Source organism: Galactobacter sp. (assembly GCF_022712295.1).
GTDB lineage: Bacteria > Actinomycetota > Actinomycetes > Actinomycetales > Micrococcaceae > Galactobacter.
In genome coordinates this window covers 1-11261 of the sequence record NZ_JALAGT010000143.1, presented here as the reverse complement: position 1 = coordinate 11261, position 11261 = coordinate 1, and the positions used below count along the sequence as shown (strand labels likewise).

Sequence of the window (11261 nt, the reverse complement as noted above, 5' to 3'; positions counted from 1 at the left end):
GTGCAGTCCATGACGTTGGCGCGGCGATATGGGTGCAGTCCGACTTTGGCGCCGATCCGGTCTGCGATGGGCCCGAAGACCAGCATGGACGGGCCATTCACGCCTGCGAAGAGTGCGGTGGTGGCAAGTGTTCCAGTCTGGATGGCCAGTTCCGCGCGGCGTGGCGTGGTGATCCAACCGCTGTTCATGATGGCTCCCACGAGCCTGTCCATGACGCCTGCATGCTCCAGGATGCCGAGCATCGCAAAGATACCGATGTTCAAACCGATGATCGGCAGGATCCCCGCCACGCCGTCAATGAAGAAACCTGTTATCTGGTCGTCCTCGACACCGACGATGTTATGAGGTCTGAGGCAACCGGATAGCAAACCGACCACGGTACCGCTGACGAGTCCGGCCGCGACCGCCTTGAAAATATTGCGGGTGAGGATAGCGGTTGCGAGCAGAACGACCACAGCAACGATCATCCACAGCCCTCGAGCTGAGTAGTCGGAGGTCTGCACGTTGGAGACTGCATCGGAACCGGGGGAGACCAGGGAGCCGATTCCGAGGAAGAGCAGGAAGGCTATGGCGGCGGTGGGAAGAGAGTACTTCACGCGCTGCCCCACGACACCCGGAACCTCGGCGGTGCCCTGCTTGGTGCGATAGCGCTGAGTGGTGGAGGAGATGACCGTGGAGTCGGAGATCGGGGCCAGGTTGTCCCCGAAGAGCGCGCCCGAGAGGATGGCGCCGGCCAGCAGAGCAGGATCGGCGCCGAGGATCACACCGGCAGGGTAGAAGATCGGGAACGCTGTGAACATGGTGCCAAGGGAAGATGCTGTGGCCATGGCGATGGCACAGACGGCCGCGAACGTGATGGCGATAAAGAGCCCGCCGTGGACACCGGTGGAGAGGGAGAGCCAGATGAAGCCCTCCGAGATGCCGCTGGCCTTGATCATGGAGGAGGTCAGGCCGATCGAGAACAGCAGCATGATCAGGGTGACCGATGTTGGGGAGGCGACTCCCCTGAACGCAGAGTCCCAGAAGTGTGAGTAGTTGCGAGCGAACATCGCGGCGACGAAGAGGCCGACGAGTGCGGCCGCAGTCAACGCATTCATGTCGAACGCGCGGAAGACCACAAAGAACAAGATCGTGGAGATGACGAAGATGATGGGGGCGATGAAGGCTCCGAAGAGTCCGACCCGGAACGTCAGGGTGGGGGTGTCCCGTTCTGTCATGAGCAAACCTTTGGTTCGGTGACGCCGGATGTGGCGTGTGGCACAGAGCGTGCGCACACCAAAGTTAACTCAGACTGAACTCGACTTCAATAGAGATGAAGAAACTTGCGTTTGAGGATAGGTTTCGCTCGATGCAGTACCGGCAGAGTCTCGTACTCAGTAGCTGGGTGGGGACACCGAAAGTATGAACCGCACGGTTTCCTTTGTGCGGTTCAGGAAACGGTGGGGACGACTGGAGGCGAAATAGGCGCTGTCCCCCGCCGCCAGGAGATGGTCTTCGCCGTCGACCTCGAGGGTCAACTCACCTTGGGTCACGAGCACGCATTCTTCGCTTGGGGCGTGACTCCACGGTTTCTGGCTGGAGTGACCACCGGGAGCCAGTTCCCCGGCGAGCATTTCCAGCCTGCCTCCGGCCGGAGAAATCCGCTGATACATGATCTCCCCGTGCGGGGAGCGGATCTTCATACGGCGATCCTCGCGGACCACCTTTACGGTCTCATTCTCCTGGTCGGTGAAAAGATCGAACAGCGGGATCGCCAACGACTTGGCGATGCGCCGGAGGGACTCGAGGCTTGGATCGGAATGGCCGCGTTCGATCTGACTGATCTGCGCTGCAGAGATCCCTGCATCACTGGCCAGGGCCTGCGCTGTCAGGCCAAGATCTTTACGTCGCTGACGAATTCGTTCTCCGAGCACATGGTCATCTTCGCACAGGGCTGGGCTTTGCCGGTGCCGGCGCCGGCGCGACAGTCTCCGTGACATGCATGATGGCAACGGGCTGCACAAGCGAGCGCGAATGCGGTCTCAAACTCGGTACTCGGACGTCGGGCGTGGGCTACGGCCTGAGGGGGAGGACGTCCAGGTCGTTCGGCACCAGGAATCGTCCCGGGAGGAGGTCGTTGCCCACGGCCCACACCGAGTCGTCGGCGTGTCCGGGGACGATGTGGTGCAGAGCCAGGCGACCCACGCCGGCCTGGTCCGCGATGCTGCAGGCACCCTGCACGGATGTGTGGGACTTGTAGTGGTGGTCGCGAGCCGCGAGCGCACCCTCGGTGGGGGCGCCCTCGTAGGTTTCCTCCACCCAGTCGAAGTCGATGGCCTCATGAAGCAGGAGGTCCGAGCCCTGTGCCAGGCGTGCGGTGTTGGCGTGTTCGCAGGTGTCGCCGGAGATGGTGACCGACCCGCCAGCCGTGTCGAAGCGGAAGGCGAAGGCCGGCGCGATGGGAGGGTGCGCCACCAAGATAGCGGTGACCTTCACGAGGTCGTCCTCGAAGATCGTGAACGGCTCCATCGTCGGCGTCGGGTTCTCGTTGGGGTGGTAGCCGATGTCCTCTGGCAGAGCGATGTCGCGCGGTTCGAACAGCTGCAGCGGGCCGGGACGCAGGGAGTCCATGATGCGGTCATTCAAGTCCGTGGCATAGGCCGCCACGATGCCCTCCATGAGCCCCGTGACTCCGGGCGTCGGATTCTCGGGAGCCGCGGGCCTCGGAGGGGTGATCGCGCGGGGAGACACCGGAGGCAGCATCCCACGATCTCCAGGCCCGTAGACCGGGATGCGCGTGCCGCCGCGTTCTCCCAGCAGCTCGTAGAGCCCAAAGATCATGACCGAGGGAAGGTCGATGGTGTGGTCGGAATGCAGGTGGGTGATGAACGCGCCGCCCGGCCGGTCCAGGTCCAGACCTGCCTGCCCGATCTGGCGTCCGGATCCGTAGCCGACGTCCACGAGATACCAGCGATCACCGACCACCACGGCGGTCGAGATTCCGGCACGTGCGGGGTCTCGTCCCATCCACCAGCGGGGCCCTCCGGCGGTCCCCAGGGTGACGATGTGTGGTGCCGGGGCGGACGCGTTGGGGGCGGATTCGGTGGAGGTGAACTCGGTAGGGGAGGACATGCGGCTCCTGCGGGTGAATGGCTTCGGGGAGGTGAAATCGGCGAGGCCGGTGGCTTCGACTTGTACAAGTGTGGCCTGACGCACATCATTGGTATAGCGAAAGTTCTTGACGTATATCTTCAACAAATTTGATGAGGTGGTCCGATGGCGGATTGGACGCTGCGTCAGGCAAGGTATTTCTTGGCCACGGTGGAGCACGGCTCGGTGGCCGGCGGGGCCGCGGCGGAAGTTGTGGCGCAGGGGACGGTATCCCAGGCCGTCGCCGCCCTTGAGAAATCTCTGGGCGTGGACTTGCTGGTGCACGGTCCAGCTCGGAGGGCGGTGCCGACGGCGGCCGGCCGCGCCTTCGCCGCAGAGGTGAGGGAAGTGCTCGACGCCGTGGACAGGGCCACCGACGTGGCCACCGATGCCGCCACGCAGCTGCGTGGTCGTCTCACCGTGGGCTGCGCGCAGCAACTGGCAGCCAGGATGTTCCCGCCGTTGGCGGAACACTTCACGCGGGTGTGGCCGGATGTAGAGCTGGTGTTGGCTGAGGGGACTCCGATCCACCTGCAGGACGGCGTGAGGGAGGGGCGCATCGACATTGCCCTGGCCTATTCACGGCAAGCCGGTGATGACCTCCACCTGCATCGACTTGCACCCGTGGTGCCTCACGCCATGCTCGCCGCAGATCATCCATTGGTGCTCTCCGGGCACACAACGGTGCGCGTCGGTGACCTGGCAGGTATGCGGGCCGTGATGCCCTTGTTGCCGCCCACCGAGGATCTGTTGATGGAAGCCTTGGGGGACTTGGGTGAGCGGCCGGAGGTCGCGTGGCGGTCCTCCTCTGCGGAGACCATACGCGGGCTGGTGGCGCGCGGGCTCGCCTTTTCTGTGGTGAATTCCGTGCCGCACACGGGCGAGGCCTTCGACGGGCGGCAAGTGGCCTACCTGCCGCTGGCCGATGCTCTGCCGAAGAACGCCGTGGTGGCGTTGACGGCACCGACGTCACGACGGGTACGCAGGGTGGACGAGGCGCTCGCCGTCTTGGAACGGATCGCGCAGGAGACCGCCTGAGTGGTGCTCGCCCGCACCGACGCATCGGTCAGGTCCCCGAACCGGACCAAAGCGCCATCCGCCCCGGGCGCTGGCGGTGAGCCCTGAACTATTGCATGTGGTTGGCGTAAATATGCTGACCGGCAGGGGTGCTGACCATCATCATGGAGTCATGACCTTCCCCAGCGACGTGACTCACCCCATCGCCTCCGTCCCGGCCCTCGAGACCTATGTCTGCACCGACTACCACACGGGCGGTGAACCCTTTCGGATCGTGGAGTCCCTCCCTATGGAACCCGCCGGGGCGGATGTCCCCACCAAGCGCGTGAGCGCGATCGCCTCCCCGGAGATCCAACGCATCCGGGAGATCCTCTGTTTCGAACCCCGTGGCCACGCCGACATGTACGGCGGATTCCTCGTTGACCCTGAACCCGGCGCCGACCTCGGAGTGCTCTTCTGGCACAAGGACGGCTTCTCCACCGCCTGTGGCCACGGCACCATCGCCTTGGGAGCCTGGGCCATCGAATCCGGCCGCATCAGCCCAGACCCCAGCGGCGTCACCGACGTCGTGATCGACGTCCCCTCCGGACGCGTCACCGCCCGCGTCCACACGGAGGCAACCCGGATACCGACCGAGGCCGCGCCGCAGGCGACGGGCATCGCCGAGGCGGGCTCCGCCGTCGGGCATGACATGCCGCCGCGCGTGACGCACGTGGACTTCGTCAACGTCCCCTCGTACGTCCTGGCGCAGGACGTCCCCGTGACCACCTCCCGAGGCGAGCTCACCGTGGATGTGGTCTATGGGGGCGCGATCTACGCCCACCTCGACGCAGCAACCGTGGGCCTCACCATCACCCCGGACAATCACCACGAGCTCATCAGCCTGGGCCGCGAGATCAAATGGGCTCTCAACGACACCGAAGTGGCCCGGCACCCCCTCGACGATCGCCTCAGTGGCATCTACGGCACCATCCTCTTCGAGGACCTGGGCCCCGCGCCCGCCGAGAGCAGCGCGGACGTGTACCAACGCAACGTCACGATCTTCGCCGACGGCGAGGTGGACCGCTCCCCGTGCGGCTCCGGCACCAGTTCCCGTGTCGCCGCGCTCACGGCTCGTGGCGTGCTGGGTGAGGGGGAAACGCTACTGCACGCCTCCATCGTAGGATCACACTTCACGGCGCTTGCCGTGGAGACCGGTTCGGTGACCGTGAACGGCGTCGAGACAACGACGGTGACGCCGCAGGTCACCGGTACCGCGCATCTGACGGGACGCCACGAGTTCGTGGTGGACCCGTGGGACGAGCTGGTGCCCGGATTCGTGCTCCGGTGAGCGCCGAACGCTCCGGTGGCGTGGCCGCCTGGATGGAACGGTGGCAGGTTCCGCTGTACCTGCTCGCCATCGTGGTCGGTGCGCTCCTCGGCGTGGGGCTGCCTCGCCTCGGTGGCTGGGCGGATGCGTTCGTGAACCCGGTCCTGGCCCTGTTGATCTATGCGACGTTCCTTGCGGTGCCGGTCGCTCGACTGGGAGTCGCCGTACGGGATGCTCGTTTCCTCATCACGCTGCTGGCGGTCAACTTCGTCCTCGGGCCGGCCGTGGCCTGGATATGCACGCGGTTGGTGTCCAACGATCCCGGCCTCCTGGCCGGGGCCGTCCTGGTGCTGGTGTGTCCGTGCGTGGACTACGTGATGGTGTTCACCGGGCTGGCAGGCGGCGACCGTGAACGCCTGCTGGCCTCGTCTCCGCTGCTGATGCTGACGCAGATGTGCCTGCTGCCGCTGTGGTTGTGGTGGTTCGTGGGTTCCGACGGCACGGAGTCCATTCGGCTTGGCCCCTTTGTCTGGGCCTTCGTGTGGCTGATCCTGCTGCCGTTGTCCGCGGCGTGGGCCACGCAGTGGTGGGCCGCTCGGGACGGGCGACGTGGTCAGGTGGGTGCTGCCGTGATGAGTGTCGCCGAGCGGTGCATGGTGGCACTCATGATGCTGACCTTGGCGTTGGTGGTCGCGGCCCATAGTGGGGCGGTGGCGCAGCGATGGCGATCGTTGCTGGTCTTGGTCCCCGTCTATGTGGGATTCGCGGTGGTGATGGTGGCGACGGGCCTCGTGGTGGGCCGGTGGATCGGCTTGCCGATGACGTCTCGTATCGCCGTGGTGTTTTCCGGTGTCACAAGAAATTCGTTGGTGGTGTTGCCGTTAGCGCTTTCATGGGGCGATGCAAACGTCGGTTCGGGAAATGTTGTGGTTGTGGCCGTGGTCACGCAAACTCTGGTGGAACTGGTGATGATGGTGGTCATGGTCCGGGCCGTGCCGGCAATGATGAACAGGCGTGGAGGAGCGGTCGAATCGGGGAACGAGGTATAGGTGTGTCGGCCGAGCGCAACCTCGCGTGGTTGGGGTGATGAGTCGAAGCACTGATACATCAGCAGTTGAATGATTTGTCATCCTGAGTGTGGGCTGTGGATAAATGGCAATCGACTCGCACGGGCGGATATTTATCTGATAAAGTCCGAACCGGAAAATGTAGTCTCTCGAGAGGAGTAGTGCCATGGCCGAGATCGTGACTCGCGTGGATGACCTGGATGGTTCCACTGACGACGTACAGAATGTTCAGTTCGCTTTCCGTGGGAAGACCTACGGCATCGACCTGGGCCCCGCCGGCCGCGAAAAGCTGGCCGACGCCCTGTCGCCGTTCTTGGAGAAGGCTGTAGAGGTGCGCGGCCTGGCCGCAGCCTCCAGGCCCCGCCGTGCAGCCGCAGCGAGCAACAGCAATGAAATGGCTGCGATTCGCAAGTGGGCTCAGGACAACAATGTCGAGTACCGCAACGCGCAGGGTGTCATGACCACCCTGGGTGAACGTGGACGCATCCCCGAGGAAGTCAAGCAGGCATACTACGACGCCCACTGAGTGATTTCTACTTAGTAGTTTTGCGGCATCGCCGCTATCTACTTGAGTGACTATTACGTCATGGCGGTGGGTGACGGCCCTCGCGATCCTGTCGAGGCGGGATCGATTCGGCGAATAGTTTCATCCGATGGATGAACGTTCTCACGAACCGGGGTTCGGCCTCTTGGGCTCACAAAACTGCCCTCAATGCGTGGCATTGGGGGCAGTTTTGCGTGTCAAGGGTCGAGTGCTGCATGTGGACACGCGCTGCAGTGGGGCCGTGGTGTGGCGACAGATGTGGTGTTGTTCCGCGGCGAACGTGAATAGCATGGCCCCATGATTGTGCGAGTACGAGTCAAGATTCACGGTCTTGTTCAAGGAGTGGGTTTTCGTTTCTCCACGGCACGGGAAGCAGAGCGACTGGCGCTGGACGGATGGGTGAAGAACCTGCTGGACGGTACGGTGCAGGCGGAACTCGTGGGGGAGGCTGCGGTTGTTGAGACGATGCTCGACTGGCTGCAGCATGGTCCGCGCACGGCCTCGGTGGACCGTGTGGAGGTCCAGGACCGTGGCGAGGGTGTGGCCGGCGGCGGTTTCCACGTGGCCTGAGGACCGCGACCTCAGCTGAGGGAACGTGACCTCAGCCGCGGTCGTAGGCGTCCACCCAGTCCAGTGACGCGAAGCGTCGGCCGGGGAGCACGCGTTCAAGGATGGGCGCGGCCGCCTTCTGGCCGTTGGCCGAGTTGAAGAACATCACCACGGACTCGTCGCGATCGGGGACAGCGACGAAGAAGGCCCGGTGGTTGCCGTTGTCGCCCCAATGCCACACGGCCGGTCCGTGCCGGTTCGCTTCCAAACCCACACCCAGTCCCCACGTCACGGTCGGCGTCTCGCCCTCGCTGCGCTCTGTTGTCAGCCGCGCATCGGAGGAGGTGCTCAGCCAGGCCACGTGGGTGTCCGGCCGCAGTCCCTCACCGTGGCAGACCGCCAGCTCGAGGAAACGCGAGTAGTCCCGCGCCGCGGTCGTCAAAGTGAAGGCGGAGTTGGCTCGCCGGAAACGGCTGATCCCCGTCCCCGTGCCGTCGGCTCCGTGCCCGGCCGCGGTTCGCGAAGCGTCTGCCTCCCGGAAGACGAAGGATGAATCCTCCATGCCGAACGAGGAGAACAGGTCCTGTTGTGCCATGAGCTCCAATGGCCTCCCGTCCAGCGCCTCCAGGGTCTGCTGCAGCGGGAAGAAGCCGTCGCCGGAATAGGTGAAACGTGTGCCTGGAGCGACGTGGGGGTTGAGTACGGAATCCTCTGTACCCGCGCCGTCCACCCAGTTGGGGAGGCCGGTGGTGTGGTTCAGCGCCTGACGGGCGGTGATGGCACGTGCGGCCTCGGATTCGTGGGTCCGCGGCGAGTCGAAGTAGGCGCTCAGCGGGGTGTCCAACTCCAGCTGCCCGGAGTCCACGGCCCGCAAGGTCAGATACGAGAACACCACCTTGGACAGCGAGGCCGCCTGGAACACCGAAGCCGAGGTGACCGGCGCCGATGTCGTGGCAACGGAGAGGTGGCCGTGGTTGATCTCCGAGACCACCTCTGAGCCGCGGCGGTGGATCATCTGGGCGCCCGGGACCCGCGAATGGGCCAGAATCTCAGTGATGCTCACGCAGGTCTCCTTGGGGAAAGAGTTCGAAGAAGTGGATCAGGGATGGAATCAACCGACCGGTCGGCACCGGCCGGTGGGGTCGCATCCCGTTCCACGCTAGGCCACGAGGGAGCACGAGCCGTCATCGGCACCGTCCCCGGCGTCGGCGCCGGCCCGTATCGCTAGGAACCCGTATCACCAGGAAACCGGCAGCGCCTTGCCCTCCTCGTACCCGGCGGCGGACTGGATACCCACCACGGCACGGTCGTGGAAGGCCGTCAGATCGTGTGCGCCGGCGTAGGTCATGGAGGAACGTACGCCTGAGGTGATCATGTCCACGAGATCCTCCACGGAGGGCCGCAACGGGTCCAGGTAGATGGTGGAGGAGGAGATCCCTTCGGCGAACAGCTGCTTGCGGGCGAACTCGTACGCGTCCAGATGGGAGAAGCGGTCGTTGACGGCGCGGGCGGAGGCCATGCCCCAGTTCTCCTTGTAGGCGCGGCCGGCGTCGTCGAACAGGACCCGGCCGGGAGCCTCGATGGTGCCGGTGAACCAGGAGCCGATCATGACGGAGGCCGCGCCTGCGGCCAGCGCGAGGGCGACGTCGCGGGGGTAGCGGACACCGCCGTCGGCCCAGACGTGGGCGCCGTGGGCGCGGGCGGCCTCCGCGGTGTCCAGTACGGCGGAGAACTGGGGGCGTCCAACGGCCGTCATCATGCGGGTGGTGCACATGGCGCCCGGGCCCACGCCCACCTTGAGGATGGTGGCGCCGGCGTCCACGAGGTCGTTGACGCCCTCCGGCGTCACGACGTTGCCTGCCACGATGGGCAGGCCGAGATCCAGTTCGGCCACCGTGGCGACGGCGCGGACGGTTCCCTCCTGGTGGCCGTGCGCTGTGTCCACCACGAGGACGTCGGCGCCTGCCTCCTTGAGGGCGCGGGCCTTGGCCTCGACATCGCCGTTGATGCCGATGGCGGCGGCCACGGCCAGGCGACCGTGCGCGTCCACGGCGGCTGGATAGATGGAGGAGCGCAGTGCGCCGGTGCGGGAGATGGTTCCCACGACCCGTTCGCCGTCACGGACGGGAGCGAAGTCCAGGTCGGCGGCCACGAGCGTGTCGAACGCGGCGCGCGCATCCGCTGTCTGTTCCACGGACAGCGAGGTGACGGACTCGTCCAGGAACTCGGAGAGCATCAGCGCAGGAGCGGTGTCGGCGAAACGCTGGGCGGGGACGGCGCCCAGGATTCGCGGGGAGCCATCCGGTCCAGGTTCCCGGGACTGCACGACGATCCCGTGCCCGGCCTTGGCCGGTACGTAGCCGAGCGCCTCGGCCACGGTGGCGTCGACCGGCAACTGGATGGCGGTGTCGAAGCCCACCGGCTGATCCTTGACCCAGCGGATCGCCTGGGCCAGTTCGTGCAGTGGCAGGTCCTGGGGGAGTACACCCAAGCCACCGCGGCGGGCCAAGGATGCGGCCAGCCGCGGCCCCGTGACTGCGTTCATGTTCGCGGACACCAACGGAATCCGCGCCGGCGTGCCGTCGTTCGGGGCCAGATCGGTGCCGAATCGGCTGGTGACGTCGGAGCGTGAGGGCACCAGGAACACGTCGGAATAGGTCAGGTCGTGGCCGTGGGGCTCGTCCAGGAAACGCATGAGTCGATTCTATGGCGCGGGTCACCACCGTCATGGAGGTACCCGATCGGGTGTCGCGGGTCGGGAGCGTTGATACGGTGATGCGGTGTCAGACCAACTTCCCCCGCTGCCCAAGCCCGTGCCGCGCCATGGCCGTCGCAACATCATCGTCTTCGTGATCATCGGCGCCATTGCCGGTTTTCTCTCGGGACTCTTCGGCGTGGGAGGCGGCACGGTGATCGTGCCCCTGCTGACGCTGATGCTGGGCTTCGCCGCCCGTCCCGCGGCCGGGATCAGTTCGGCCGCCATCATCGTCACGGCGGCCGTGGGTGTGGTCTCCTATGCCGTCCGCGGTGACGTGGATTGGGGCGTGGCCGGTGTCATCGCGGCGGCCGCCATCATCGGTGCGCAGCTCGGGGTGCGTCTGCTCTTCAAGCTGCACGAGGCCACCCTCCGCTGGATCTTCGTGGCCTTCCTCGTGGTGGTGGCCGTCAGCCTCTTCCTGGTGGTGCCCTCGCGAGATGCGGTCTTCGACTGGAACGTGATCAGCGTCCTGGGGCTGCTGTTGCTCGGCCTGCTGACCGGCGTCCTGTCCGGGTTGATCGGCGTGGGAGGCGGCATCGTGGTGATGCCGGTGCTGATGCTGGCCTTCGGGGTGTCAGACCTCGTGGCCAAGGGAACCTCGCTGCTGATGGTGATCCCGACGTCGCTCTCCGGAACCATCGCGAACTTCCGCCGCGGCAATGTGGACCTGGTGGCAGCCGCCTGCATCGGTGGTACGGGCTGCCTCTTGGCCCCGCTCGGCACCATCACCGCCCACGTCGTGGACCCCAAGGTGGGCAACATCCTCTTCGTCTGCTTCCTGGTGGTCATCGGAACGCAGATGACCTTGAAAGCCATCCGTGCCGGCCGCAAGAAGTCCTGAACCCCCGGCTACCCAATGCCCGACGGCCCCGGTGGCCGCGGCCCGGG

General features: G+C 65.5%; 11 protein-coding genes. 6 read left to right on the top strand and 5 right to left on the bottom strand.

The genetic code is table 11. From position 1 onward, the window contains the following. The 3 genes from Q0A15_RS10705 to Q0A15_RS10695 form a co-directional block, all read right to left on the bottom strand. On the bottom strand, positions 1-1217 hold a 1217-nt coding region (locus Q0A15_RS10705), incomplete at its 3' end, for a Na+/H+ antiporter NhaC family protein (protein ID WP_291279516.1). Between the two features lie 156 nt (positions 1218-1373). Further along, on the bottom strand, positions 1374-1979 hold the full coding sequence (locus Q0A15_RS10700) for a cupin domain-containing protein (protein WP_291279515.1): 606 nt from the start codon (positions 1977-1979) through the stop codon (positions 1374-1376). 73 nt (positions 1980-2052) lie between these two features. Beyond that, on the bottom strand, positions 2053-3111 hold the full coding sequence (locus tag Q0A15_RS10695; RefSeq protein ID WP_291279514.1) for an MBL fold metallo-hydrolase: 1059 nt from the start codon (positions 3109-3111) through the stop codon (positions 2053-2055). A 144-nt stretch (positions 3112-3255) separates the two neighbouring features. Here Q0A15_RS10695 and Q0A15_RS10690 point away from each other — a divergent pair, with 144 nt between their 5' ends. From Q0A15_RS10690 to Q0A15_RS10670, 5 genes are all read left to right on the top strand, one after another. After that, complete coding sequence (locus Q0A15_RS10690) at positions 3256-4167, top strand: LysR substrate-binding domain-containing protein (protein WP_291279513.1); 912 nt, start codon at positions 3256-3258, stop codon at positions 4165-4167. A gap of 151 nt (positions 4168-4318) precedes the next feature. Continuing rightward, positions 4319-5476, top strand: coding sequence for a proline racemase family protein (locus Q0A15_RS10685; RefSeq protein WP_291279512.1), 1158 nt, complete (start codon positions 4319-4321; stop codon positions 5474-5476). After that, positions 5473-6504: a bile acid:sodium symporter gene (locus Q0A15_RS10680; protein WP_291279511.1), complete on the top strand. Its 1032-nt coding sequence runs from the start codon at positions 5473-5475 to the stop codon at positions 6502-6504. Before Q0A15_RS10685 ends, Q0A15_RS10680 begins: the two co-directional genes overlap by 4 nt. 184 nt (positions 6505-6688) lie before the next feature. Further along, positions 6689-7048, top strand: a complete 360-nt coding sequence (locus Q0A15_RS10675) for an Lsr2 family protein (RefSeq protein ID WP_291279510.1) — start codon at positions 6689-6691, stop codon at positions 7046-7048. Positions 7049-7363: 315 nt separating this feature from the next. Then, positions 7364-7636, top strand: coding sequence for an acylphosphatase (locus tag Q0A15_RS10670; RefSeq protein WP_291279509.1), 273 nt, complete (start codon positions 7364-7366; stop codon positions 7634-7636). A gap of 31 nt (positions 7637-7667) precedes the next feature. Here Q0A15_RS10670 and Q0A15_RS10665 read toward each other — a convergent pair whose 3' ends face one another. Further along, positions 7668-8678 (bottom strand): serine hydrolase, encoded by a 1011-nt coding sequence (locus Q0A15_RS10665; RefSeq protein ID WP_291279508.1) that lies wholly within the window; start codon positions 8676-8678, stop codon positions 7668-7670. A 174-nt stretch (positions 8679-8852) separates the two neighbouring features. Beyond that, positions 8853-10310 (bottom strand): GuaB1 family IMP dehydrogenase-related protein, encoded by a 1458-nt coding sequence (locus Q0A15_RS10660; RefSeq protein WP_291279507.1) that lies wholly within the window; start codon positions 10308-10310, stop codon positions 8853-8855. Positions 10311-10395: 85 nt separating this feature from the next. Between Q0A15_RS10660 and Q0A15_RS10655 the strand changes: the two genes are divergently transcribed. Then, positions 10396-11214: a sulfite exporter TauE/SafE family protein gene (locus tag Q0A15_RS10655; protein ID WP_291279506.1), complete on the top strand. Its 819-nt coding sequence runs from the start codon at positions 10396-10398 to the stop codon at positions 11212-11214. Positions 11215-11261 lie beyond the last annotated feature (47 nt).